The sequence below is a fragment of the Beggiatoa alba B18LD genome (assembly GCF_000245015.1).
GTDB lineage: Bacteria > Pseudomonadota > Gammaproteobacteria > Beggiatoales > Beggiatoaceae > Beggiatoa > Beggiatoa alba.
Genome location: NZ_JH600070.1, coordinates 3033053 through 3058733, shown reverse-complemented (window position 1 = coordinate 3058733; position 25681 = coordinate 3033053). Strand labels below are relative to the sequence as shown.

The 25681-nt window shown below is 41.2% G+C and carries 20 protein-coding genes, 1 tRNA gene and 1 CRISPR repeat array; of the genes, 16 read left to right on the top strand and 5 right to left on the bottom strand.

Translation table 11 applies throughout. The annotated features are described in order from the left end of the window. Positions 1 to 9 precede the first annotated feature (9 nt). Positions 10 to 315 (bottom strand): type II toxin-antitoxin system YafO family toxin, encoded by a 306-nt coding sequence (locus BEGALDRAFT_RS12435; protein WP_002690476.1) that lies wholly within the window; start codon positions 313 to 315, stop codon positions 10 to 12. 621 nt (positions 316 to 936) lie between these two features. Here BEGALDRAFT_RS12435 and BEGALDRAFT_RS12430 point away from each other — a divergent pair. Together BEGALDRAFT_RS12430 and BEGALDRAFT_RS12425 are read left to right on the top strand one after the other, a co-directional pair. Further along, a complete protein-coding gene (locus BEGALDRAFT_RS12430) occupies positions 937 to 2163 on the top strand; it encodes a lipopolysaccharide biosynthesis protein (protein WP_002690472.1) in 1227 nt (408 codons plus the stop codon). A gap of 8 nt (positions 2164 to 2171) precedes the next feature. Beyond that, on the top strand, positions 2172 to 4580 hold the full coding sequence (locus tag BEGALDRAFT_RS12425; RefSeq protein ID WP_002690470.1) for a PDZ domain-containing protein: 2409 nt from the start codon (positions 2172 to 2174) through the stop codon (positions 4578 to 4580). A gap of 285 nt (positions 4581 to 4865) precedes the next feature. Next, positions 4866 to 5240: direct repeats of the CRISPR family, unit length 35 nt; unit sequence GTTACAGCTGATTCGCCAAAGCAGGCGGTTGAAAC. Between the two features lie 254 nt (positions 5241 to 5494). Here the strand turns inward: BEGALDRAFT_RS12425 and BEGALDRAFT_RS12420 are convergent. Next, positions 5495 to 6646, bottom strand: a complete 1152-nt coding sequence (locus BEGALDRAFT_RS12420; RefSeq protein WP_002690468.1) for an MFS transporter — start codon at positions 6644 to 6646, stop codon at positions 5495 to 5497. Between the two features lie 147 nt (positions 6647 to 6793). Here BEGALDRAFT_RS12420 and BEGALDRAFT_RS18360 point away from each other — a divergent pair, with 147 nt between their 5' ends. The 7 genes from BEGALDRAFT_RS18360 to pth all read left to right on the top strand — a co-directional run bounded on the left by BEGALDRAFT_RS18360 (position 6794) and on the right by pth (position 11119). Next, positions 6794 to 7183, top strand: coding sequence for a hypothetical protein (locus tag BEGALDRAFT_RS18360; RefSeq protein ID WP_002690466.1), 390 nt, complete (start codon positions 6794 to 6796; stop codon positions 7181 to 7183). Positions 7184 to 7190: 7 nt separating this feature from the next. After that, positions 7191 to 7850, top strand: a complete 660-nt coding sequence (ung, locus tag BEGALDRAFT_RS12410; protein ID WP_002690465.1) for a uracil-DNA glycosylase — start codon at positions 7191 to 7193, stop codon at positions 7848 to 7850. Positions 7851 to 7854: 4 nt separating this feature from the next. Then, entirely contained in the window at positions 7855 to 8700 is an 846-nt protein-coding gene (gene ispE, locus BEGALDRAFT_RS12405; protein ID WP_002690463.1) for a 4-(cytidine 5'-diphospho)-2-C-methyl-D-erythritol kinase, read from the top strand. Positions 8701 to 8737: 37 nt separating this feature from the next. After that, a tRNA-Gln gene (locus tag BEGALDRAFT_RS12400) sits at positions 8738 to 8812 on the top strand. Positions 8813 to 8887: 75 nt separating this feature from the next. Beyond that, a complete protein-coding gene (locus BEGALDRAFT_RS12395; RefSeq protein ID WP_040294960.1) occupies positions 8888 to 9826 on the top strand; it encodes a ribose-phosphate diphosphokinase in 939 nt (312 codons plus the stop codon). 85 nt (positions 9827 to 9911) lie between these two features. Beyond that, positions 9912 to 10535, top strand: coding sequence for a 50S ribosomal protein L25/general stress protein Ctc (locus BEGALDRAFT_RS12390; protein WP_002690459.1), 624 nt, complete (start codon positions 9912 to 9914; stop codon positions 10533 to 10535). A gap of 14 nt (positions 10536 to 10549) precedes the next feature. Then, positions 10550 to 11119, top strand: a complete 570-nt coding sequence (gene pth / locus BEGALDRAFT_RS12385) for an aminoacyl-tRNA hydrolase (protein WP_085938421.1) — start codon at positions 10550 to 10552, stop codon at positions 11117 to 11119. On the opposite strand, the gene BEGALDRAFT_RS12380 is transcribed toward pth, so the two are convergent. The 3 genes from BEGALDRAFT_RS12380 to BEGALDRAFT_RS12370 form a co-directional block, all read right to left on the bottom strand. After that, positions 11091 to 11522 carry a type II toxin-antitoxin system VapC family toxin gene (locus tag BEGALDRAFT_RS12380; protein ID WP_002690455.1) on the bottom strand — a complete coding sequence of 144 codons (432 nt, stop codon included), beginning with the start codon at positions 11520 to 11522 and terminating at the stop codon, positions 11091 to 11093. The genes pth and BEGALDRAFT_RS12380 overlap by 29 nt on opposite strands. Next, positions 11522 to 12724, bottom strand: coding sequence for an AAA family ATPase (locus tag BEGALDRAFT_RS12375; protein WP_002690453.1), 1203 nt, complete (start codon positions 12722 to 12724; stop codon positions 11522 to 11524). The genes BEGALDRAFT_RS12380 and BEGALDRAFT_RS12375 overlap by 1 nt, the downstream gene beginning before the upstream one ends. A gap of 89 nt (positions 12725 to 12813) precedes the next feature. Next, complete coding sequence (locus BEGALDRAFT_RS12370; RefSeq protein WP_002690452.1) at positions 12814 to 14079, bottom strand: 6-phosphofructokinase; 1266 nt, start codon at positions 14077 to 14079, stop codon at positions 12814 to 12816. A 379-nt stretch (positions 14080 to 14458) separates the two neighbouring features. On the opposite strand from BEGALDRAFT_RS12370, the gene BEGALDRAFT_RS12365 reads away from it, so the two are divergent. The 7 genes from BEGALDRAFT_RS12365 to gspD all read left to right on the top strand — a co-directional run bounded on the left by BEGALDRAFT_RS12365 (position 14459) and on the right by gspD (position 25654). Beyond that, positions 14459 to 15754, top strand: coding sequence for a citrate synthase (locus BEGALDRAFT_RS12365; protein ID WP_002690450.1), 1296 nt, complete (start codon positions 14459 to 14461; stop codon positions 15752 to 15754). A 138-nt stretch (positions 15755 to 15892) separates the two neighbouring features. Further along, positions 15893 to 17080, top strand: a complete 1188-nt coding sequence (locus tag BEGALDRAFT_RS12360; protein WP_002690448.1) for an acetyl-CoA C-acyltransferase family protein — start codon at positions 15893 to 15895, stop codon at positions 17078 to 17080. Positions 17081 to 17233: 153 nt separating this feature from the next. After that, positions 17234 to 20002: a valine--tRNA ligase gene (locus BEGALDRAFT_RS12355; protein WP_002690445.1), complete on the top strand. Its 2769-nt coding sequence runs from the start codon at positions 17234 to 17236 to the stop codon at positions 20000 to 20002. A gap of 105 nt (positions 20003 to 20107) precedes the next feature. Further along, the gene (locus tag BEGALDRAFT_RS12350) at positions 20108 to 20680 is read left to right on the top strand and encodes a hypothetical protein (RefSeq protein WP_002690443.1); all 573 of its coding nucleotides are present in this window, start codon (positions 20108 to 20110) and stop codon (positions 20678 to 20680) included. 11 nt (positions 20681 to 20691) lie between these two features. Beyond that, the gene (locus tag BEGALDRAFT_RS12345) at positions 20692 to 22152 is read left to right on the top strand and encodes a GspE/PulE family protein (RefSeq protein WP_002690441.1); all 1461 of its coding nucleotides are present in this window, start codon (positions 20692 to 20694) and stop codon (positions 22150 to 22152) included. 47 nt (positions 22153 to 22199) lie between these two features. After that, a complete protein-coding gene (locus BEGALDRAFT_RS12340; protein WP_002690439.1) occupies positions 22200 to 23399 on the top strand; it encodes a type II secretion system F family protein in 1200 nt (399 codons plus the stop codon). A 35-nt stretch (positions 23400 to 23434) separates the two neighbouring features. Continuing rightward, positions 23435 to 25654, top strand: a complete 2220-nt coding sequence (gene gspD / locus BEGALDRAFT_RS12335) for a type II secretion system secretin GspD (protein WP_002690437.1) — start codon at positions 23435 to 23437, stop codon at positions 25652 to 25654. The last annotated feature ends 27 nt before the right edge of the window (positions 25655 to 25681 follow it).

Below are 25681 nucleotides of genomic sequence, written 5' to 3'. Positions count from 1 at the left end.
TAAGATTACTTAATAACTTTCCCTAAAATAACCAGCTAATACTGCTAGTTGCTCTAATCTTGCAAAATCTAATAGTTTCTTATGTCCCTCAGGTCTTAAAATATCGAGAAGCAAATAAGCGTTTTCGTTTTGAATACCTGTTGTATAAATAAGGATGTGGTCTGATGTCGGTATTTTTCCATCTAATACCGCACGATTCCAACGTTTTACATCTGCTTTAGGATAACGTGGTTTAATATGAACTTTATACAAAATATTACGCACAGTGGGCGGTTGCGTAAGACGTTCATCTTTACCAAAATAACTATTTCCCAAGCAAAAGCCCAATATAGCAAGAACACGATTTGATTTATACGACTTAAATGCTTCTATCAGTGTGTCTAATTCCGTATTGTCAACAAACTGCTTGATTGTTTGCTCAATATATACTTTACCTGTTTTACCAAGATAATCAGTCCAAATTTAACAAGTTAAGCAACTTTAATAAAGATAGGTTTATAGGTTGTTTCGCTCATTTTATCAGTGATGCTAACAGATGCTTGGTGAAAATCTTGACAAAAAGATTCTGATATCAGCAGTCTTTTTTGTGTCGACTTACGAGACTCTTGTTTATAAGAGCCGCTTTTATTAATTACAGTGTAGTGCATCATTAAAATCCTTTATTTATAACATATTATTAATATAATAGAGCATAATAGACTAATAATGAATTAGCAAGCTCTGCTTGCCGAGTACAAGCGTACTTGAACCTTAGTTCTGCGAGATTCCTTTAAAAAGATAAGCGTTTGTCTGAATCAGGATTTTCAGGATTTAAAAACATCATTTACCTTGTTTTTTTATCAAATTTTTTTGTCGAATATGCCTCACTGACACGTTCAATCAGAATAGTTGTAAAACGATTACAATATTTGCCCCGTTATCACCTTCCAAAACACCATGCCCGCCCATCTCAATTGGACACTCATCGATCAAGCGATGGTTAGCCTTGTTAATTTCCTTACAGGCGTTTTAGTAGCGCGTTTACTTGGTATTGAATCATTTGGCTTTTTTGCCTTGTTGTGGACGATTTTATTCTTTTTCAGTGGGCTACAAATTGCGTTTGTTTTATCACCGTTATTGAGCTTAGGCACACAGCAAGCCACTGAGCAGGCTGATAGTTATTACAGCGTTGTCCTCGTGCAACAATTATTATTCGCCATATTAAGCAGTTTGTGCATTTTTGCGGGTTTATGGTTTAGCAATTGGTTATTTCCTGCTTGGCATACCGCGCCTTACGCGCTTTTACTCGCGCTGACAAGTTTTACTTATCAGTTACAAGATTTTATCCGCCGTTACTTTTTTACATTAGGCAATACGCACAGCGCGTTTACTAACGATGTCATTAGTTATTTAGGACAACTTGCGGGCTTATTGGGGTTGTATTATTGGCAAATTATCAGCATTCATGCGGTGTTATGGGTGACAATGCTGAGTTCATTACTGGCGATTGTTATCGGATTAAAGCGATTTCGGTGGCAAGCGTGGGAAACCCATTTTTTCTACCAAGTTACGCAACGTCATTGGCTTTATGCCCGTTGGCTTTGTGTTTCTGTGTTATTAGAGCGTTCTCATGATGCCATGATGAAAGCAGTGATAACGGCTGTTTTAGGCGTGCAAGCGGTTGGGGTGTTTCGCGCTTGTCAAAATGTGCTGGGTGTTACGCATGTGTTATTACTGGCATTAGAAAATTTTGCCCCTCCCAGAGCAGGGCGCGTTTATATTCATACAGGCAAAGCCAGCTTGCAACAGTATTTAGTGAAATTAACTCGTTATGGTGGCGCAGTGATGGCGGTGATTGTGTTGTTGCTGGGTGGGTTTCCTGATAGCTGGCTATATTGGTTTTACGGGGATGAATTCGAAGGCTATGGGGCAATTCTCAGTAGTTACGCCCTCGTTTATTTTCTGGTTTTCTTTCTCTCACCGCTTAAAATCGGCTTACGGGTTTTAGAAAATACACGCCCGTTGTTTTACGCTTTACTTTGGGCAACGGTGGTGAGTCTGGCAATACTTTACCCACTCACGGTGTGGCTAGGCTTGCAAGGGACGCTTTTACAATTATGTTTATTCAATGCAATACAAGTTGCTTATTTGTTTGTAGCATTACGGTTACAATTAAAAAGTTAGGCAAGTATATGATGAATCGTTTTTTCAATCTCTTGATACTCAGTTATCTTTTTTTAAGCATCACTGCTTGCACTCGCTTGCCTAATACCGACACTGTACCGCCAATCAGTCCAGTTTCTACTAAACCCGCTTATCTGGGGGTTGCTTATGAACCTGTGCAAGGTATTCGCCAAACGATTCCTGATGCTCCTGCTAATAATGGGCTACAAATTACAGGCATACTCCCCAATTCGCCCGCTGAAAAAAGTGGGCTACGTCTCCGCGACATTATTTTGCAGTTTGACCAACAGATTTTAGATAACTTGCCCGCCACTGAACTTGCGCAAGCCTTCAGCACGTATATAGACCAACACAAACATGCAGGCGATATGCTTAATTTACGTATTTTACGCATGGAAACCTTGATTAATGGGCAACGGAATCAAGAGCCTATTGCGTTACCCAATCGCAATGCATTAGATGAATTGATGCGCTCGCAAAAAATCGGCGAAACGCTTCATATTGAAATTAAAGAACAATGGCAAGCCTTAGACCTCGTTGCAACTTTAGCCACCCGTCAAGAACAACCCAGCGTAACTTTACCCAGCAATGCCGAATTATTCCCAGAATATCAATCGATAAATACAGTTTATGACCTACTGATTCAGCAATTATTCAATGATGATAATAACTTGAATATGGCGTATCAAGATTTACTCAAACGTTATGCGGAAGATGAATATTGGGATGATGGATTGCGCCTGCGTTATATTCGCTATTTACACCGCGACCCGCTAAAAATGCCTGTTATTGTGGAAAAAGTAACCGATACGTTATTAACACAAGCAATGGCTTATGATACGCAAGCCCTCATTCAACAAGGAACTGATTTGCTCGATATCACGGCTAAACTAGCATCTGACCTTCCGCACGCACCGACGACTTTAGACCCACAAGTTCACTTGATTTATTTACAAAAAATCCTCTATCACGCGACTCAATATCAACGCCAAGCCTTTCAAGCACTCAACGCCGAAGAACGCCAATTTATACAAGAAACAATCCCCCAATTACTTGAGTATTACACCACATTCAACGCGCCCGAAGCCGTGCAAGCGCAATTTCCCCAACTGTTTGCTCTTGCACATAAAATTGACTTTTCTGCTCTGTTTCAAGCAGCACTTACACTAAACCAACTAGCAGACCCAACATGGCGCGATACGGCAAGACGTGCATTTCAACAATTGTCCATTAATCCCACTTTGCAACACCCCAATGTCACGGGCGGATTACTCGCTATTGCGGACAGTGTCGCGGGTAAAATTATTATCGGTAGCGATGAAATTAACCGTTATAACGCAAATATCGCCCTGATTTTTGATATTGGTGGCAATGATTTTTATATCGGTGAAACAGGGTTAAGTGATTGGCAACGTCCGACCGTTATGATTGATATGGCAGGCAATGACGAATACACCGCTACCCGCTTAGGGGGACAAGGAGCGGGCATTTTTGGGGTTGCTCTACTCCTAGACACTGCGGGCAATGACCACTACCAAGGTGTCCAGTTTGTGCAAGGGGCGGGCTTAATGGGGATAGGACTACTTTACGACCTCGCTGGTGATGACGAATATACAGCCCACACTTACGCGCAAGGGATTGGCTTATGGGGTTATGGCTTGCTCTTAGATACACAAGGTAATGACCACTATCGAGCCACACTTTACGGGCAAGGTGTTGGCAGTGCGAAAGGTTTAGGATTACTTTTAGACTCACAAGGCGACGACACTTATTTAGCCCTTGGTGCTTATGAAAGCACTTATGGCACATTGGGCATTTTTCATGGCAGTTCGCAAGGCTCAGGTTTTGGCTTTCGCAACAACACTTCTGGCGGTATCGGCATTTTGCTAGATGGACAAGGTAAAGACCAATTTAAAGCGGGCAATTTCTCCCAAGGCGGTGGCTATTTTTTCGCGCTGGGTATTTTGCGTAATGCAGGCAATGGCGACGATAATTATATTGGTTCACGCTATGGACAAGGTTTTTCCGCTCACTCGGCACTGGGTATCCTCATCGACGACGGGGGCGACGACCACTATCAAGGTTATCAAGGCGCGCTACAATCGGCTGCATGGGATTTAGGCACAGCCATGCTTATCGATAAAGGTGGCGATGATATTTACGACAGTCGAGACTTATTTTTTTCCATCGCCGCCGCTGCACATAACGGATTTTCGCTCTTCATAGACCACAGCGGACGCGACCAGTATTTTTATTCAGCAGAGCCCCGCGTTGGTAAAAATGACTATCACGGGGGTTTAAGCCTGTCTTTGTGGATAGATGCAGGGGGAGCGCAAGATTTTTATAACAACAGTGTGGAGGCGAATAACCGTACACATGCAACAGGGGGAGAATTTGGGGTGTTGAAGGATTTTTAACCTGCTAGGTTTTGAAAACCTAGCAGGGCTTTTTTTGTCTGAATCAGAATTCACATAATTTCAGGAATGATTGAATAGTCCTTTAAAATCAAGAAGAGAGTTCTACTTTTCGAGGGTCGTAAAATGGGTAGTTTTTTTGAAAAGGAGTGTTTATATTTTATTGATTTAATTATATATTTTCTTACGCAAGAAATATGCAAAAGAGTTCTACTTTTTTGGGTGATTTTTCGTGAAAATTTTGGCTTGCAAGCAAGTGAAAAATATGCGATTATTTTGACCGTCGGGGTTACAGCTGATTCGCCAAAGCAGGCGGTTGAAACTTGTCGTTGCCTCTTCTTGTGGTTCCATATTTGTTACAGCTGATTCGCCAAAGCAGGCGGTTGAAACGTTTTTTTTACAACATCCAATAATCTCGGATGTGTTACAGCTGATTCGCCAAAGCAGGCGGTTGAAACGCGACCAGATATTTTACTTGCAAGCAAACGGCAGGTTACAGCTGATTCGCCAAAGCAGGCGGTTGAAACTTTATAGAGTCAAACCCTAGTACCTCCCTGACCCGTTACAGCTGATTCGCCAAAGCAGGCGGTTGAAACCTGCCATTTTTTGTAGCTAAATTCCATGCGGCGTTACAGCTGATTCGCCAAAGTAGGCGGTTTATTGAAGACGATAGAAATAAAAAAGCCTCAGTATCAACATACTGAGGCTTTTTTATTTACGCTTTAACCTGAGTTCGGCGAGATTCTTTTAATTCTGATTCAGACAAAAAAAGACCTGCTAGGTTTTGAAAACCTAGCAGGTCTGTCGGAACATGCGAAAAGGGTTGACCTCACTTTAACCAGCAAGATTAAAACATTGTCTGAATCCTGATTCAGACAAACTGTTGTCTTTTTTAAAAGAAACTTGCCGAACTCAAGTTAAGCTAAATTGTGTTGAACCCGTTTTAATAACAAGGTTATATACATAATGATAAAAACTAAACCAAGTAAACAACTTAAATAAGCTATCCATCCCCAATTTTTATAAATAAATACGGGTAAATAAGAACCTGTGCTTCCACCTGCATAATAAGAAGCAATGTATAACCCGTTAATAATTCCCTTATTTTCCACTGCTAAATGATTTAAATAGCCTGAAAGTACGCTATGCATTAAAAACATACCCGCACAAAATAAAAAAAGCGTTAGACTGATAACGATTAAACTAGGAATTGCCAGTAAAATAAGGGAAAGCATATAAAAAGCTAATCCCAATAAAATGGCATTCATTTCCCCGCTACACCAGCGAATAATCCGTAGTGCATTCAATGCCATCATAATTCCAACTAAATATCCTGTATAAGTCAATGCAATGCGTAATGAGGAGACTTGCGAATCTAATTCAGTCATCCGAAATGGTAAAAAATTTAATACCGATGCAAAGCAGAAAAAAACAAGAAAAATAATTAAATAAACTTTATTATAAATAGGGTGTTGTAACGCTTTATATAATAATCCCCATGTTGGACGTACTAATTGTAAACGGGTATCACTTTGTAATCGGTATAACAAACCAAAGCCCAGTAATAACCCCAACATGATAATTAAAAATGCATCTGTCCAATGAAAATAAGTTGCCATTACCCCACTTAACATACGTCCGAGAAATCCCCCCAAGACAGTAGCAGCAACATATAACGCAATATTACGTTTAATTGTTTCCAATGTGCTCACTGTTGAAATATAAGTGACTAACGCGGTAAAAATGGCAGGAAACAATAAGCCCTCTAACGTTCTAAAACCAACCAATACCCAGAAATTATCGATAAGGATAAAGGGAAGTTGTCCCAATGCCAGCAAGAAAATGGTAATCTTTAATAATCGAGTTGCCGCCATAGATTCCAAAATAAATCCGTACAAAATAGGCGCAACGCCTAAAGGAATCAGCGCAACACTAATGAGCAATGAAACTTGATCCGTTGAAATTTGAAAATGTTGACTAAGTAAAGGGAGTAGTGGCTGGGGGGCGTATAAAGCGCAAAAGGATAAAACAGTAATATAAAAAATAATCAATATGTTCTGAAATTGCATGATAAAGCATCTTAAAAAACTTAAAGCCTAATCATAGCCCGAAATCTTCATACTTAGACGATGTACAATAAAATATATAAATACTTTATGTACAAAAGATAATTTTCACCTGCTTACTTCTATCAGCATCCTTGAGGAGGCTATATCATGTTAAACCGATTAAAAACACATTTATTTTTTGTTTGCCTTATTAGTAGTGTCACTTTATCCAGCAGTTCAATTGCGCTAGCGACAGAGCAAAACCCAGCCCCACCAACAACGACCGCAACCAGCGACACGGATAAACCAAAAACCCAATTTCCAGAAGGTAAAGCGTTACATGATACAAATTGTGTTAAATGTCACCAATCAATGACTTTTGAAAAAGCTGACGATATTTATACACGTCCTGAACGTTTTGTTAAAAGCTATGACAGCTTAAAAACCCAAATTCAACGTTGCGTTACAAACACGGATTTAATGTGGTTTGATGAAGAAATAGAAAAAGTTGCTAATTATTTAAATGAGCAATACTATCACTTTGAAATAAAGGAATAAGTTTGTCATGGATGTTAAAATTGCACCCTCATGGAAAGCCTTATTAGCCAATGAATTTGAACAAGCCTATTTTCAACAGCTTGCCCAATTTGTCCGTCAAGAGTATCAAACTCAAACCATTTACCCACCCGCTAAACTTATTTTTAATGCGTTTGAACAATGTGCTGTTGACGAGGTGAAAGTCGTGATTTTAGGACAAGACCCTTATCACGGCGCAGGACAAGCGCATGGACTATGTTTTTCTGTCAATGACGGCATTGCAATTCCGCCTTCACTGATTAATATTTTTAAAGAAATTCAACAAGATTTAGGTCAACCGTTTCCGCAAAATGGCAATTTAGAACGTTGGGCAAAACAAGGCGTATTACTGCTCAATGCGATTTTAACCGTGCGGGCAAATGAGGCCGCCTCACATCGCAATCAGGGCTGGGAACAATTTACCGATGCCGTTATTCGCCAACTTGCCCAAACCCGTGAAAATATTGTTTTTCTATTATGGGGTAAATACGCACAGGATAAAGGAAAAGTCATTGATAAAACTAAACATCTTGTGTTGACCTCAGCACATCCTTCCCCGCTTTCTGCACGTAGTTTTTTTGGCAACCGTCATTTTAGCCAAACTAACGATTATTTAACCCGTATGGGTAAAACGCCGATTATTTGGTAGAAATATGACTTTTACTTGTCCTGCACCTGCAAAACTCAATTTATTTCTACACATTACGAGTCGTCGTCCTGATGGCTATCATAATTTGCAAACAATTTTCCAATTCCTAGATTATGGGGATGATTTACATTTTAATTTGCGAACAGATGGAAAAATCAATTGTGAACTTGCCAATAATATTGAAATCCCTGTCGAACAAAATTTAATTTATAAAGCAGCACTCTATTTACAACACTATACCAATACCCATTATGGCGTTGATATTAAAGTTGATAAACGCATTCCATTGGGGGGAGGATTAGGGGGAGGAAGTTCTAATGCGGCAACCACTTTATTGGTGCTTAACCAATTATGGGAATGTCATTTAGATGCAACAACCTTAATGCAGCTCGGACTCCGTTTAGGGGCAGATATTCCCGTCTTTATCCAAGGGCAAGCGGCATGGGCGGAGGGGGTTGGCGAAAAATTAACGCCTGTTACATTACCTGAGCCTTGGTTTCTTGTAATACATCCGAATTGTCATGTACCAACGGCTGAAATTTTTACCGCACCAGACTTGACAAGAAATCAAGAAATCGTCACAATAGACGACTTTCTTGCAGGGCGAACCATTAATGTTTGTGAAAGCGTTGTAATACAACGTTATCCTGAAGTAAAACAAGCATTAAGTTGGTTAAATCGTTATAGTATTGCACGCTTAACAGGTACAGGTGCTTGCCTATTTGCCTGTTTTTCAGAAAAAGACCAAGCACAAGCTGTTCTCAATATAGTACCTCAATCGTGGCAAGCCTTTTTAGCACAAGGTAAAAATATATCCCCTGTGATAAAAAAGTTGGCAACATTAAAGTAAATTGTTACAATACTGTAATTCTGCAATTCAAAATTTTTGGGGTGTAGCCAAGTGGTAAGGCAGCGGGTTTTGATCCCGCCATCCCTAGGTTCGAATCCTAGCACCCCAGCCATTCCCTCATCATTCTTGCGCTAGACGCAAATCCCTTTGGAATCTGCCCTTTTGGAGTTTGGTTGTGTCAAACCGAATGGTTGTCTTTACAGGCAATGCTAACCCTGCTTTAGCTTCTGCTGTTACCAATAACTTGAATATTGCATTAGGAAAAGCCGTTGTTGGACGTTTCAGCGATGGTGAAATTATGGTTGAAATTCAAGAGCATATTCGCGGTAAAGATGTGTTCATTATTCAACCAACCTGCGCCCCAACCAATGACAACCTCATGGAATTACTCGTGATGGTTGATGCTGTGCGTCGTTCTTCAGCGGGTCGGGTGACAACTGTCGTTCCTTATTTTGGTTATTCCCGTCAAGACCGCCGTACTCGCTCTGCTCGAGTACCCATTACGGCGAAAGTCGTTGCCAATATGATTACCTCCGTCGGTGCTGACCGTGTTTTGACGGTTGATTTACATGCTGATCAAATACAAGGCTTTTTTGACTTACCTGTTGACAATGTCTATGCCTCGCCCGTTCTTTTAAATGATATTTGGGCGCATAAATATCCTAATTTAATAGTTGTATCTCCTGATGTGGGCGGTGTAGTCCGTGCGCGTGCCTTAGCCAAACAATTAGATGATGCCGACCTTGCCATTATCGACAAACGTCGCCCTCGCCCAAATGTTGCTACTGTGATGAATATCATTGGTGATGTAGAGGGACGCACTTGTATTATTGTTGACGACTTAGTTGATACCGCAGGCACGCTATGTGAAGCCGCTGCCGCCTTAAAACGTCACGGTGCAACCAAAGTGATTGCTTATTGCACACACGCAGTTTTATCAGGAAAAGCAATTACTAATCTTGAATCTTCTCAATTAGATGAGTTAGTTGTCACAAATACGATTCCTTTACGAGCTGAAGCCCAAGCCTGCTCACGAATTCGTCAACTTAGCATTGCTGAATTGCTTGCTGAGACTATTCGTCGGATTAACGAAGAAGAATCTGTCAGTTCCTTATTTATGGATTAAGTTACTGATTATCACCTCTGGTCGCGGGGGTGATAACACAATAGCCCCGTTAAGGGGATTTTTTATTTAAGTGGAGTCACTTTTCATGAGTATTGTTGAAAATTTTGAAGTTATTGCCCAAAGTCGTGCGGACATTGGCAAAGGTGCGAGCCGCCGCCTCCGTCGTGATAATAAAGTACCTGCTGTTTTATACGGTGCAACACAAGAACCTATTTCTTTAACCTTATCACAAAAAGAAATCTCTAAGCATTTAGAGCATGAATCTTTCTATTCTCATGTGTTGACCATTCAAATTGATGGCAATAAAACTGAAAAAGCCGTTTTAAAAGCCGTACAACGCCATCCTTACCGTCCTATCGTCATGCACGTTGATTTCCAACGGATTAACGAATCTGAAAAGATTCACATGCATGTGCCTTTGCACTTCATCAATGAAGAATCTTGTGCCGCCGTGAAGACCCAAGGTGGCGTGATTTCTCATCATTTATCAGAAGTAGAAATCTACTGCTTACCAAAAGACTTGCCTGAATATATTGCTATTGATTTAGAAAAAGTTGAATTAGGTCAAACCATTCATTTATCTGATTTAGTTTGCCCTGCAGGGGTTGAAATTGCGGGTTTAGCGCATGGTGATGAAGAACATAACGCCGCTGTTGTGTCTATTCATAAACCCCGTGGTGCTGCTGACGAAGAAGTGACGGCTGAATAAGTTGTAAAGGGTTTATCGTGCCAATCGCATTAATTGTGGGTTTGGGAAATGTAGGTGCTGAATACGAGGCAACGCGCCATAATGCGGGTTTTTGGTTTGTTAATAACTTAGCAAAACAAACAAATGCAACGTTTCGGCAAGAAACAAAATTTCACGGAGAGGTGGCACGCCTAGAAAAATCCGATTGGAAAGGCTGGTTACTCAAACCCACAACTTTTATGAACCGTAGCGGACAATCTGTTATCGCATTGGCAAACTTTTATAAAATTTCGCCTGAACAGATTTTAGTGGTTCATGATGAATTAGATTTACCCGTCGGCACTGCTCGCTTAAAACAAGGGGGTGGGCATGGCGGGCATAACGGTTTAAAAGATATTATTGCCAACTTAGGGGCAAATTTTTACCGTTTACGGATTGGGATAGGACATCCGGGTAATCGGGCGGAAGTCGTGAATTATGTTCTACACGCGCCTAGTCGTGACGAACAAATTTCGATTGATACGTCAATTGATGCCGCTTTAAAAATCTTACCTTTTCTTTTTAAAGATGAAATGGCTAAGGCAATGCAGGTTTTACATAGTTAGATAATATCCAATCGTTATACTTTTCTTCTAATACTTTCATATCATTATCAAAAGATACTATCTCTAAGCTGTAATGTTTAGCGGTCATAAAATGGAGATAATCTATTGCTTCACATTTTCCAAGGCTAATACCTTTACTTTTACAAAATCTAGAAAAACTAACGCTTTTATCATATATCTCTTGAGTCGTTTCAAGTTTTATAAAACTTTCTAGCGTTTCTTTTGTCGCGTCATAAAGTTTTTTATGTGTTAATGGAATAGCTCTTAATGACTCCATAAAAACTAATCCGTTTATATAAAATTCATTTTCTTCATTTGACGCTAATTCTTGAAGTTTTGCGATTGCTTCATCATCTTCTTTAACCAAACGACTAACGACATTTGTATCAAAAAAATACTTCATTACTCATTGCCCTTGAGAGATTTCGTAAGATTGAGTAATAATGCTCTTGCTTTTTTCTGCTTCTCTAAATTTGGGTTCTCAACTTTTTCTTGATTTAAATCCACCCCAAAAAACTCATTGACTATATCGTTTAAAGCGTAATGCTCCACATGAGTAATTGCTTTTGCTTTTACAAAATTATCTGCTTTATATAATTCGTAAGCCTCACCATCTTTTAGTCCAGCCAATACTAACGGCGAATGTGTTGTAATATAAAAAGTTGTGTTTGAAAAGTAATCTTTTAAAATATTGATAATTTTTGTTTGCCAACTAATATGCAAATGCGCTTCTATCTCATCAATAAATACCACTCCATCCACTAAACTTAAATCATCAAGACTACTCCATCCCCCATATCCCGCAACAATTTCTTGAAATATTTTTACAATAGAAACAAACCCCGTTGACAGTTTATTGAGTGGAATGCCATTAAATAATAACTGTCCTTCATGAAATAGCATGGATATGCTGTTTTCACCGTTTTCATTTGCTACAATAAGTTTTAATGTTGGCTCAAGTTTTTCAATCAGTTGTAAAACAGTGATTACTTCATTTGTTTTGTTTTGCCCTTTTAAAACAAAATTTGGATTTACGATGAGTCTTGAGACAAACCAATTTGCGACTTCTTCACGTTCTAATCCATCACCATTGATATAACTCATGGTTCTTTCAATAGATTCTACAAATCTATCTTGCACATTCCCTAAAATTTTAATATTTTCAGGATTTATATTCTTTGTAAAACCTCTATTTTTAGCCCCTATAAAAACAATTGGTTTATCAAAAATAAAGGTATTATTTCTATTTAGTCCAATATTTTCAAAAGTTGAGTAACCCCAAGCTTGTTTAACTTTATCTTTTACTTTAACGCTATTAATGTCTATCTCTAATGGTAATTTTAATGCTAGCTCTTTTGTCTTTTCCCTTATATTCTTTTGTTCAAAGATGTTTTTATATTGATAATCTCCAGTTACTGAAAATATAGAATGCGTATAAATTAGACTTTTAGCTATATTTTCCAAAAGTTGAGTTTTACCAATACCATTTTTTCCTATAATACAATTTATTTTCTGATTTTCTTGAAACGCTACATCAAAATCAAATCCAATATCTAGTCCTTCTGTTTTAAATTCTAGTCCTTCTGCTTTAAGTCTATTTATCATTTTTTCCTCACAAACTCAAAAATTATCAATATTATATTTGCATTAGTAACGCGGAATAAGCAAAAAACTCACCCCGCATCCTTTTCTGCTTACTTCTTCACTTCAAACGTTGTCGCCAATTTCTTCGGCACGGCAACATTTTTTAATTCTACATAATCAGGCAAGCCGTTTTTATACGGGGGATAATCTTCGCCAGCAATTAAGGGTTGTAAATATTCCCGACAGGCAGGCGTAATGCCGAATCCATCTTCACTGATAAACTCGCGGGGCATTTTCTTCTCTACGTTTGCCACATCTGCCAAATTCGCCGAACCAATTTCCCATTGATACGGTTGGCTAGATTTACGCACGATGACAGGCATCACCGCTGTTTTACCCGCAACCGCAAATTCAACCGCCGCTTTACCCACTGCATAAGCTTGTTCTACATCGGTTTTAGATGCAATATGGCGAGCTGCACGCTGTAAATAATCGGCAACAGCCCAATGGTATTTATAGCCAAATTTGTCTTTCACGATATTGGCAATCACAGGCGCAACCCCGCCTAATTGCACATGTCCAAACGCATCGCGTGTACCCGCTTCAGAAATAAATTTACCGTCTTGGTTTTTTGCACCCTCAGAAACAATAATGGAGCAATAGCCATATTTTTTAACGCAAAAATCAACTTTTGCGAGAAATTTTTCAGGGTCGAAAATGACTTCGGGGAAAATAATAATGTGAGGACCATCACTTTCTTTTTCAGCCGCTAAACCACCCGCCGCCGCAATCCAGCCCGCGTGTCGTCCCATCACTTCCATAATAAAAACTTTAGTAGAAGTCTTTGCCATAGAAAGCACATCGAAACTGGCTTCGCGAATAGAAACCGCGACATATTTAGCAACAGAACCAAAACCGGGGCAGGTATCTGTAATCGGTAAATCATTATCAACCGTTTTAGGAATACCAATACACGTAATGGGATAGCCCAAGGTATCGCCTAATTGCGACACTTTATAAGAAGTATCTTGAGAGTCTCCACCGCCATTATAAAAAAAGTAACCAATATCATGCGCTTTAAAGACTTCAATTAAGCGTTCATATTCTGCTTTATTCTGTTCTAAACCCTTAAGCTTAAAACGGCAAGAACCAAATGCCCCTGAAGGGGTATAACGCAGTGCTGCAATTGCCTCTGCTGATTCTTGGCTAGTATCAATTAAATCCTCTGTTAACGCGCCAATAATGCCATTGCGTCCCGCATAAACTTTACCAATTTTATCGGGATATTGCTTCGCAGTTTCTAAAACACCGCAAGCGGTTGCATTAATGACAGCGGTCACTCCACCCGATTGGGCATAAAATGCGTTTTTAGGCATAATTCGGACTTAACTCCTTTGAATTTTTTGAATGTGTTTTAATGAGACTTTGCTAAAGTCAATAATACGGTTTTTACCGTCATTATCTTAACAAATTCCCTATTTCCTTTACTATTTCTGAACCGCTATACTGCTTAACTTGCTATTCATCACAGTTAATTATTGTTGCGTTGTATCATACAGGTTAAAATATCACATATAAAAGTGGCTTATTGATATAATTAACCTTCGCTAATATGTTGTTTAGCCGTTTTTATGTCTAGCTGTTTTATAGCGTCTTTCGGTCGTTTTTATTAACTGCTTGATTTAGTAAAAATGACTTTACCTTCACTTGTTAGTTTGTTGTTAGCTCTAGGAAGACCAGCCTAAAGGGGAAAACATGAGCAAAGAAACCGTCACTATTACCGATAATAGAACAGGAAAATCCTTTGAGTGCGCCATTAAAAATGGAACACATGGGCAACCCGTGATTGATTGTCAAGCATTGCCAAAAGAAGTGGGCATGTTTACCTTTGATCCAGCCTTTATGACCACCGCAAGTTGTGAAAGTGCCATTACTTTCATTGATGGCGACCAAGGTATTTTGCTACATCGTGGCTACCCTATTGAACAATTGGCTGAAAATAGCAGTTATTTAGAAGTCTGCTATTTACTGTTATACGGAGAATTACCCAAAAAAGGCGAATTAGATCAGTTCAATGCTGAAATCAAAAGCCACACCATGTTGCATGAAGGCTTACGCAATGTATTCAGTGGCTTCCGTCGTGATGCACACCCAATGGCAATGTTATTGGGGGTTGTTGGTGCGATGTCAGCTTATTATCATGATTCTATGGATATTTATAATCCAACGCACCGCAATTTATGCGCTATGCGTTTGATTGCCAAATTGCCTACTATTGCAGCAAACAGCTACAAATATACAATGGGCTTCCCCTACGCTTACCCGCGTAACGATTTAGGATATACAGAGAACTTCTTACAAATGATGTTCTCCATGCCCTCTGAAGAATACAAAATCAGTCCGACGGCAGCTAAAGCCTTAGAAACCATGCTGATTCTACACGCTGACCACGAACAAAACGCCAGCACATCCACTGTGCGTTTAGCGGGTAGTTCACAAGCCAATCCGTTCGCATGTATCGCCGCAGGCATTGCGACCCTTTGGGGACCTGCTCACGGTGGTGCTAACGAAGCCGTGATTAAGATGCTGGATGAAATCAAAGATGTGAAGAACATCCCCAGCTTCTTAGCAAAAGTCAAAGACAAAGACTCCGCAACCCGCTTAATGGGCTTCGGACACCGCGTTTACAAAAACCATGACCCACGCGCTAAAATCATTCGCGGTATTTGCCACGAACTGCTGAACGAACTTGATACAGCAAAAACCCCCGCTTTTGAAATTGCATTAGAATTAGAACGTATTGCGTTAGAAGATGAATACTTCATTCAACGCAAGCTCTATCCTAATGTCGATTTCTACTCAGGTATCATCCTCAGTGCTTTAGGCATTCCAACCAACATGTTTACCGTCATGTTTGCTGTTGCTCGGACAGTTGGCTGGATTTCCCAATGGAAAGAAATGTTAGAAGAACCTAGCATGAAAATTGGTCGTCCTCGTCAGCTTTACGTCGGTGCGGCAAATCGTAACTTTATCCCCATGGATAAACGTTAAATAATCCATAAAAAAGGGGTTAGCAATAACCCCTTTTTTTTTATAATAAGAACAAGCATTTTTTCCTATCATTGCGGTAAAATCTAAGACGCAAAACACCAAACACTACAACATATAGAAATTCGGAGGACTTAAAGAATGGCAAATACCCGCGAAGTCGTTTTTTTAAGTGGAGTCAGAACCGCAATCGGTGACTACGGTGGCACACTCAAAGACATTCCCGCAACCACGCTCGCCGCTAATGTATTACGTGAAGCGGTCAAACGCGCCAGCATAGACCCCAAACAAGTTGGGCAAGTCGTATTTGGCAACGTTATCCACACCGATAAACGCGACATGTATTTATCCCGTGTTGCCACCATTGAAGGCGGTTTGCCGATTGAAACCCCTGCTTACACCCTCAACCGTCTTTGTGGGAGTGGTTTACAATCCATCGTCTGCGCAGCCCAAAGCATTGCAATGGGAGACACCGATGCCGCTGTTGCTGGCGGTGCAGAAAGCATGAGCCGTGGACAATACTGGATGCCTGGCTTACGCTGGGGACAACGCATGAATGATGCCCAAGTGGTCGATGCCATGGTCGGCGCATTAACCGACCCCTTTGACGATTGTCACATGGGCGTAACTGCTGAAAATGTTGCCGAAAAATGGCAAATTTCCCGCGCTGACCAAGACGCACTTGCCGTCATGAGTCACCAACGCGCCGCTGCGGCTACCGAAAAAGGTCATTTTAAAGAACAAATTCTACCGACCGAAATTGTCACCCGTAAAGGCACAACCCTGTTTGAAAAAGACGAACATATTCGCGGTGATGTCACGGTTGAAAGCCTTGGCAAACTCAAAACCGTCTTTAACAAAACAGGGTCAGTGACCGCAGGCAATGCTTCAGGGATTAATGATGCCGCTGCTGCTGTCGTCCTAATGGAAAAAGAAGCCGCGATTAAACAAGGCTTAAAACCTATGGCTCGCCTCGTTGCCTATGCACACTCAGGCGTAGAACCTAAATATATGGGTATTGGTCCTGTGCCTGCGATTCAAAAAGCCTTAGCCAAAGCGGGCTTAACCATTGAACAAATGGATGTCATTGAGCTTAATGAAGCCTTTGCCGCGCAAGCATTAGCCGTTTGCCGTGATTTAAACCTCAACATGGACAAAACCAATCCTAACGGTAGCGGTATTTCCTTAGGACATCCTATCGGTGCAACAGGTTGTATTGTCACAGTTAAAGCCTTATACGAGTTACAACGCACAGGCGGACGCTACGGCTTAATTTCCATGTGTATTGGTGGCGGACAAGGCATTGCAGCGATTGTAGAACGGTTGTAATTATTAAAGTCGTGTAAAGATAAACGCTTATTAAGCGACTTTAATCTATCAAAAAAATCAAAACCCCGTCAGTTTCTCAAAACCGACGGGGTTTTATTCATGTATAATGCTAAAATTTGTTCGCTAATTCATTACAAGACATCTCATCGAGACATGGAAAAAACCTACGCGCCTCAAGACATAGAAAAACATTGGTATCAACAATGGGAACAAGCAGGCTATTTTGCGCCCAATGGACAGGGTGAACCCTATTGCATCATGATTCCTCCGCCCAATGTCACGGGAACGTTACATATGGGTCATGCATTTCAAGATACCTTAATGGACATCTTAACCCGCTACCATCGGATGCAAGGGCATAATACCCTTTGGCAAGTGGGCACTGACCACGCAGGCATTGCCACGCAAATGGTCGTAGAACGGCAATTAGCCCAACAAGGCAAAAGTCGGCATGATTTAGGGCGTGAAGCGTTTGTCGAAAAAGTCTGGGAATGGAAAGAACAATCAGGCGGAACAATTACTCGTCAATTGCGTTCTATGGGGGCATCTGTTGATTGGGCAACGGAACGCTTTACCATGGATGATGGTTTATCCGACGCGGTTAAAGCAGTCTTTATTCAACTGTATGAAGAAGGCTTAATTTATCGCGGCAAACGCTTAGTTAATTGGGACCCTGTTTTTCACACCGCGTTATCCGATTTAGAAGTGAATGCTGAAGAAGAAAACGGCTTTTTATGGCATTTACGTTACCCCTTCGCGGATGGTAGCGGTAGTCTCGTGGTTGCAACTACGCGACCTGAAACCATGCTCGGCGATACGGCTGTCGCGGTACATCCCGAAGATGAACGTTACAAACATTTAATCGGTAAAATGATTGATTTACCGTTAACAGACCGTAAAATCCCTATTATTGCCGATGAATATGTTGACCCTAGTTTTGGTTCGGGTTGCGTAAAAATTACGCCTGCTCATGACTTTAACGACTATCGTATCGGGCAACGGCATCAGCTCCCCATGATTAATATTTTAACCATTGATGCCAAAATTAATGAAAATGCCCCGAAAGCTTATCAAGGCTTAGACCGTTTTGTTGCTCGTAAGCAAGTCGTTGCTGATTTTGAAAAATTAGGTTTATTAGTTGAAGTAAAACCGCATAAATTACCGATTCCACGTGGCGACCGTAGCGGTGCGGTTTTAGAGCCTTTTTTAACTGACCAATGGTATGTAAAAGCTGCGCCACTGGCAGAGCCTGCCATTAAAGCGGTTGAAGACGGACGAATTAAATTTATTCCCGAAAATTGGAATAAAACCTATTACGATTGGATGTATAAAATTGAAGATTGGTGCATCAGTCGGCAAATTTGGTGGGGGCATCGTATTCCTGCATGGTATGACGCAAACGGCAAGGAATATGTTGGCAATTCAGAGGCGGATGTACGGAAAAAATATAATATCCCTGCTGAAACAGTTTTAACCCAAGATGAAGACGTTTTAGACACATGGTTTTCCTCAGCACTCTGGCCATTTAGTACCTTAGGATTTCCAGAAAAAACCGAGCGATTAGCAACGTTTTACCCAACCAGCGTTTTAGTGACCGGCTTTGATATTATTTTCTTCTGGGTTGCACGGATGATTATGATGGGTATGAAGTTTATGGATGGTCAAGTGCCATTCCGTGAAGTTTATATTCATGGCTTAATTCGGGACTCCGAAGGACAAAAAATGTCTAAATCAAAAGGCAACGTATTAGACCCTTTAGATTTAATTAACGGCATTGATTTAGAAACTTTAGTTAAAAAACGCACAACGGGCTTAATGCAGCCTGAAATGGCACCTAAGATTGAAAAACGTACCCGCCAAGAGTACGCCAATGGTATTTCTGCCTTTGGAACGGATGCCTTACGTTTTACCTTTGCGGCGTTAGCCTCCACAGGGCGCGATATCCGCTTTGATATGGGACGCATTGAAGGCTATCGCAATTTCTGTAATAAATTATGGAATGCAACCCGTTATGTGTGGATGAATACTGATGGTAAAGATACAGGCTTAAGCGATGCTCCTGTTGAATTATCCTTCGCTGACCGTTGGGTTATTTCTCGTTTACAAGCCTTAGAAACAGAAGTTCAGCAACATTTTACAAGCTATCGGTTTGATTTAGCGGCAAATGCTGTTTATGACTTTACATGGAATGAATATTGCGACTGGTATCTGGAGTTTTCTAAAGCTGTGTTGCAAGGTGCTGATGCCAGCGAAGCCGCACAACGGGGAACACGTCGCACGTTAGTCCGTGCACTAGAAACATTATTACGATTGTTACATCCCTTTATCCCGTTTATTACTGAAGAATTGTGGCAAAAAATCGCCCCCTTAGCAGGAAAAACAGGCAACACCATCATGTTGCAACCTTATCCCCAAGCGCAAGCGGAGAAAGTGGACACGCAAGCGGAGCAGGATATTGAATGGGTTAAACAATTTATTCTCGGTGTGCGTCGGATTCGTGCAGAAATGGACATAGCACCCAGCAAGTTGTTACCTGTTTTACTACAAAACGGCACAGCCAACGACCAAACCCGTTTGAACACACATCAAGGCTTAATCAGCAGTCTTGCCCGTTTAGAAAAAACGACATGGTTAGCGAGCACTGACAACGCGCCAGAATCAGCAATGACATTAGTGGGCGATATGCGAATTTTAATTCCCTTAGCGGGCTTAATTGATAAGGATGCGGAATTAAAACGCTTGGCGAAGGAAATTGAAAAAATCGCCAAAGAATTGGATAAATTAACGACTAAGTTAAATAATCCACAATTCACTGAACGTGCTCCTGCGGATATTGTGGCGAAAGAACGCCAACGGGTTGCAGAAATGCAAAGCGCGGTGCAGGAGTTAGAAGCACAGATGGAGAAGATTCGGGCGATTTAGCCCTATAATCATCCACGAAAGGCACGAAAAACACGAAAAAACAAGGTTCGTGCTTTTCGTGCCTTTCGTGGACACAGTTTTTATATCTTAACTTAGGACTTTCCCTTGACTCGTCAAGAAAAACGCTTATTAACCTTCTTTCTTGTCATGCTGTTAGGTTATGCTGTCCCCTTTGAAATAGCACCTAGACTTTATGCAATGTATCAAGCCCGTCAAGTGCGGATGGAATCTTTGCAGACAGAAATTGACCGCTATCAACGGCTAGATGTCGGCACACAATACTGGCAAGAACAACATGTTAAAGCGATTCAAGAGCGGGATAAATTTAACGCCGCCTTGTTACAAGGCAATAACCGCGAATTAGTCGCCGCACGGATGCAAGGCGTACTCCGCGAAATTGCACAACGAACCAGTTTAACCGTTAGAGCCTTAGACTTGCCCGAATTTTCCCGCACAGGCGAATGGGTACTGGTGACGCAAGGCGTGCAGTTTGAAGCTGATTCACAAACACTCTTTAATTTCATTCAAGCCATAGAAACCGCTCATGAATATTTAGCCGTCGTATTTGTTGATGCACGGGTTGGACGAGGAAATAATTTATTAACTGGCACAGTCAAAGCCACAGGATTTAGTCGCATTCCGCTGACAGAAGCAGAACAGGCAGCAGCCCCGAAATAAGGCAAATGAATATGACAACAACCGCCCTCAGTCTCCCCATTTTTACTCAATTACTTGCTAAAAAAGGCATTGCCCCCGTCGAAAACTTTCCCGAACAACCCTGCTTATTATTCAGTACCCCACCAGATATTGAAGACCGCGCAAAAATTCGGTTTTTATTAGGGCAATACGTCCGCTTTGAACGCGGAGCAGCTGACCAAGTCGCCCGCTTAATTAAACATTGGCGGGCAAAATTATCCCCCGAATTAGACGGCGCAGGCGATGGCGGACGAGCAGACCAATTAGACAATGAGTATTTAAAAGATTTAGCCTCTGACGCGCCTGTTATTCGCATGGTCAACCATTTAATGGAACGGGCTTTAGACTTAAATGCGAGCGATATTCACTTTGAACCCGAAGAAAAATATTTAATGGTGCGTTGTCGGGTGGATGGTGTGATGGTCAACATCGAACGCCTACCCGCAAATGTTCAAGCTGCTGTATCCTCACGGGTGAAACTCATGGCACGGCTGGACATTGGGGAAAAACGCTTGCCCCAAGACGGACGGATTCAGTACCAAATGGGTGAGCGAACCCTAGATATGCGGGTTTCTACCTTACCCGGTGTACATGGTGAATCTATCGTATTACGGCTTTTAGACCGTAGTGATATATCCGTGAGTTTGGATAAATTAGGGATGCCTGCGGACATTTTAAAACCGTTTGCCCACGTCATCCAACAACCACACGGCATGATTTTAGTCACTGGCCCAACAGGAAGCGGAAAAACGACAACGTTGTACGGCACACTGGAAAAAATCAACACAGGTTCGCAAAAAATCATTACGATTGAAGACCCTGTCGAATATCAATTAGAAGGCATTACCCAGATTCATGTTAATGCGAAAATTGGCTTAACCTTCGCGGCGGGCTTGCGCTCTATTGTACGGCAAGACCCTGATATCATCATGGTCGGGGAAATTCGTGACCACGAAACCGCAGAAATTGCCATTGAATCTGCTTTAACAGGTCACTTAGTATTTTCCACACTACACACTAACGACGCGGCTGGTGCAATTACCCGTTTGCAAGATATGGGCGTGGACACGTATTTAATTAGCTCCAGCGTCATGGCAATTATGGCGCAACGCTTAGTGCGTAAAATTTGCCAAAATTGTGCTGAAGACCATGAATTAACTGAAGATGAGGCGGAATTACTAGGTATTAGCCGTGCAGACCATCCCATTATCAAACGCGGTCATGGTTGTGAACGTTGCGCCAATACAGGCTACCGTGGACGCTTAGGTTTATATGAATTACTCATTATTTCCGACAGTGTCCGCGCCGTGATTACCAGCGGTGGTGATGCGAATAAAATCCGTGAACAAGCACAACGAGAAGGCTTAAGACTGTTACGCCAAGACGCTTTAGAAAAACTTTACCAAGGGATTACAACGCCTGAGGAAATCGTGCGCGTAACGCGGGCGATTTAATTATTTGACATTGAACTTTTGCATTTAAAACTAAGTTATCACTCATAATGCACGCCTACACCTATCAAGCCTGTGACAATGAAGGAAATATTCACACAGGAAAACTCAATGCAGAAAACGAGCAAGAAATTGTCATGACTTTGCAAAGTCGGCAACTTGTCGCGTTAAAAATTGAATTGAGCAGTGAAAGCGGGAGTTTGTTTGGACAGCGAAAAATCTCCAATCGAGATTTAATCGATTTTACAAACGGCTTATGCACATTAGTAGAGGCACGTGTTCCTTTAGATAAAGCCTTAGTTTTATTAGAAGGGTTAAATGAAAAACCTGTTGTACAACAATTGATTGCTGATTTACACCGCGATGTTAAAGAAGGTAAAAGCCTAGCCGATGCCTTGCAAGCCCATCCTGATGTTTTTTCAAAGATGTATATCAATATGGTACATGCGGGGGAAGAAGGCGGGATTTTAGAACATTTATTGCCAAAAGTTGCCGATTTTCTCGCTGCAGCGGATGATGCCAAACGAACAGTTATATCTGCGATGATTTACCCTGTTATTTTATTAATCACAGGGGTATTAAGCGTTATTTTATTAATGATTTTTGTGATTCCGCAATTTGCGGATTTATTTAAAAATATGGGGACAAAAACCCCCGATTCTGCGGCTTTTTTACTCGCAACCAGTACATGGTTAAAAACTTATTGGTGGTCATTGCCTTTTGTGCCTGTGCTGGCATGGGTCGGTTGGCGACAATTAGATACGACCCCTGAAAAACGTTTACAACGTGACCAATTTATTTTACAGATTCCCATCTTAGGCAATTTATTGTTGCAAGCAGAATCTTCTCGTTTTTCTAGGACGTTAGGTGCATTACTTGGTGCAGGAATTCCTCTGTTAAAAGCCTTAAGCATCGTGCGGGGGGTGATGACGAATGAAGTCCTTGCGGATAGTTTAAAACGGGTGGAGGAAGCTGTGCGTAGTGGGGTAAGTCTCGGGAAAGCCCTTGTTAATGAGGGAAAATTTCCCGTTTTATTAGCACAATTGGTAATTGTGGGAGAAGAGTCAGGACGCACAGGACTGATTTTAGACCGTTTAGCTGAAACTTTTGATACCAATGTGAAACAACAAACTGCGCGTTTAGTGGCGGCTGTTGAACCTATTTTGATTTTAGTGTTAGGGATTATTGTCGGGACAATTGTCATTATTATGTTGTCAGCAATTTTCAGTATTACTTCACTAAGTCAGTAACTTAACTATTTAATCACTTTATTCAATCATCCTTCATGTTTGCCATTTTGATGAAAAAAACCAGTCTTATCCTCTGTTGTGCCAGCCTTGTCGTGTCATGTGGTACTCAGCCTGAACGCCCTTCTATGGGGGCGATGGAGTTAGCAACGACTCAATTACCCACTTATGGGGATAATCCGACCATTGCTGAGTTGCCTCAAACGCCTCCTGCTGTTTTAAAAGAGATTAATCATGTGGGTCAACTCCCTAATGTTTCCACGCTATCCAGTAAAAGCCCTAGCACGGGTGATAGTAGCGGTGCGGGTACGTTTGAGCTGAATTTCGAACAAGCAGAATTACGTCAAGTTATTGAAGTTATTTCGGACGAGTTGGGGGTTAGTATGGTAATAGACCCCACGATTGGTGATAAAGTCACCATTCGCACCCCAAGAGAAAAACCCTTACGTAAAGCAGATTTATGGCCACTGATGCAATTATTGCTCACGGATGCAGGCATCAGCATGGAGAAAAAAGGCGGCATTTATCATCTCAAGAAAACAGGACAAAATACAGGATTACCCTCCAGTATTGGTGATGCTTCAGGTTTAGCCCGTAGTGACGCATCCGAAGCCATGCAAATCACCCCTTTACGCTATATCACCGCCGATGCTGCACTAGCCGCACTCACGCCGTTAGTTCAACCGCAAGGGCGGATTATTAGCTTACCGAGCCTAAACGTGATGGGCATTATTGCCTCGCCTGACCGTTTAGAGCGAATTAACAGCTTATTAGAAGTCATCGACGCTGACCCTTTCCAACATCGGGGAATGCGTTTATTTAGACTCACAAATTCAAAAGCAGAAGAAGTACAAGCGGAATTACAAAAAATTTTACAAGCAATTTCTGGCAATGCACCTGCTTATCAAGTCATTGCATTAGCAAGAATTAATTCGGTTTTAGTCATTGCACCGCCACAAGGTTCATTTACGGAAGTTGCCTCATGGATTGAAGTATTAGACGAGCGAAGCGAAGACAGCGCGGAGCAAGTTTTTATCTATCGAGTTAAAAACTTAGAAGCGAAAGAGTTAGCGACGACGTTGGCGGAAGTCTTTAAGAGCGAAGATGCAAAAAATAAAGACCAAACCACAAAACGTAATGATGAAGATTTACCCCCTGTCGCAACCATTCCACCACAACAGGCGAATCAACAAAATCAACAACAGCCTACAGCAACCCCCGAACCAAAATCCACAGGTCCTGTTAGTAGCACTTTAGCGGTTTCTGCTAAGTTAAAAGTAAACTTGGTTGCGGATGAAAAAACCAATAGTTTAATTGTGCGGGCAACTCCCCGCGATTATAAACAACTCCTAACCACAATCGCCCAATTAGACCGTGTCGCTAAAGAAGTGATGGTGAATGTGGTCATTGCTGAAGTCACCTTGACTGAAGAGAGCCAATTTGGAATTGACTGGCGTGGATTATTTGGAAAACATGATAGTTCTTATGGATATAATACGGGACAAACAACAGCTGGTTTACCAGGTGCAGATTTAAGTAGTAACACTAAAATCGGCTCATTCACTGGTTTTAGCGTTAACTTGCTATCAGGCGATATTTTCGCCATGCTCAACCTTGTCGCATCAACGAATAAAGTGAGTCTCTTATCCCGTCCATCTATCCTCATTCGGGATAATGAAGATGCTACATTTAATGTCGGCAGTAATGAACCCTATTTAGGCGATGTTTCTCGTGCTACTGTTTCAGGACAAAGTGATATCCAATCCATACAATATCGTGATACAGGGATTACTTTAAAGGTAACGCCTCGTATCAGTGAAGATGGCATCGTTAATTTAAAACTGTCTCAAGAATTAACCCAACTTGGTGCAGAACGTACCTCGCAAAAACTACAATCCTTCGACCAACGTAAATTAGAAACAGTAGTTGCAGTGCGGGATAGAACCCCTATTGTATTAGGCGGTTTAATTCAAACTAAGAACACAAATAACCGCCAAGAAATTCCTGGTGTGAGTAAAATTCCTTTAGTCGGCGAAACCTTATTTTCATCTCGTGATGATAATGAAATTCGGACTGAATTAGTTCTAATTATTGTGCCCGAAGTGGTTAACCCTGATTTAGATAACAGTGTGATAGTGCAGAACTTCCGTTTAAGAATGCAACGAGTAGAAGAGTTATTAACCAGCGATTATGATGCTTTACTCGAAGATGGGCGAAAATATGTGCCTGCTAAGAAAACCACAAACGCAACCCCATAAGCGTTAATCACTGCGTAGGAAGTACAA

Coding starts and splice junctions, on each gene's coding strand:
- BEGALDRAFT_RS12430 (WP_002690472.1), top strand. CDS start 937: ATGCCCGCCCATCTCAATTGGACACTCATCGATCAAGCGATGGTTAGC.
- BEGALDRAFT_RS12425 (WP_002690470.1), top strand. CDS start 2,172: ATGATGAATCGTTTTTTCAATCTCTTGATACTCAGTTATCTTTTTTTA.
- BEGALDRAFT_RS12420 (WP_002690468.1), bottom strand. CDS start 6,646: ATGCAATTTCAGAACATATTGATTATTTTTTATATTACTGTTTTATCC.
- BEGALDRAFT_RS18360 (WP_002690466.1), top strand. CDS start 6,794: ATGTTAAACCGATTAAAAACACATTTATTTTTTGTTTGCCTTATTAGT.
- ung (WP_002690465.1), top strand. CDS start 7,191: ATGGATGTTAAAATTGCACCCTCATGGAAAGCCTTATTAGCCAATGAA.
- ispE (WP_002690463.1), top strand. CDS start 7,855: ATGACTTTTACTTGTCCTGCACCTGCAAAACTCAATTTATTTCTACAC.
- BEGALDRAFT_RS12395 (WP_040294960.1), top strand. CDS start 8,888: ATGGTTGTCTTTACAGGCAATGCTAACCCTGCTTTAGCTTCTGCTGTT.
- BEGALDRAFT_RS12390 (WP_002690459.1), top strand. CDS start 9,912: ATGAGTATTGTTGAAAATTTTGAAGTTATTGCCCAAAGTCGTGCGGAC.
- BEGALDRAFT_RS12380 (WP_002690455.1), bottom strand. CDS start 11,522: ATGAAGTATTTTTTTGATACAAATGTCGTTAGTCGTTTGGTTAAAGAA.
- BEGALDRAFT_RS12375 (WP_002690453.1), bottom strand. CDS start 12,724: ATGATAAATAGACTTAAAGCAGAAGGACTAGAATTTAAAACAGAAGGA.
- BEGALDRAFT_RS12370 (WP_002690452.1), bottom strand. CDS start 14,079: ATGCCTAAAAACGCATTTTATGCCCAATCGGGTGGAGTGACCGCTGTC.
- BEGALDRAFT_RS12365 (WP_002690450.1), top strand. CDS start 14,459: ATGAGCAAAGAAACCGTCACTATTACCGATAATAGAACAGGAAAATCC.
- BEGALDRAFT_RS12360 (WP_002690448.1), top strand. CDS start 15,893: ATGGCAAATACCCGCGAAGTCGTTTTTTTAAGTGGAGTCAGAACCGCA.
- BEGALDRAFT_RS12355 (WP_002690445.1), top strand. CDS start 17,234: ATGGAAAAAACCTACGCGCCTCAAGACATAGAAAAACATTGGTATCAA.
- BEGALDRAFT_RS12345 (WP_002690441.1), top strand. CDS start 20,692: ATGACAACAACCGCCCTCAGTCTCCCCATTTTTACTCAATTACTTGCT.
- BEGALDRAFT_RS12340 (WP_002690439.1), top strand. CDS start 22,200: ATGCACGCCTACACCTATCAAGCCTGTGACAATGAAGGAAATATTCAC.
- gspD (WP_002690437.1), top strand. CDS start 23,435: ATGTTTGCCATTTTGATGAAAAAAACCAGTCTTATCCTCTGTTGTGCC.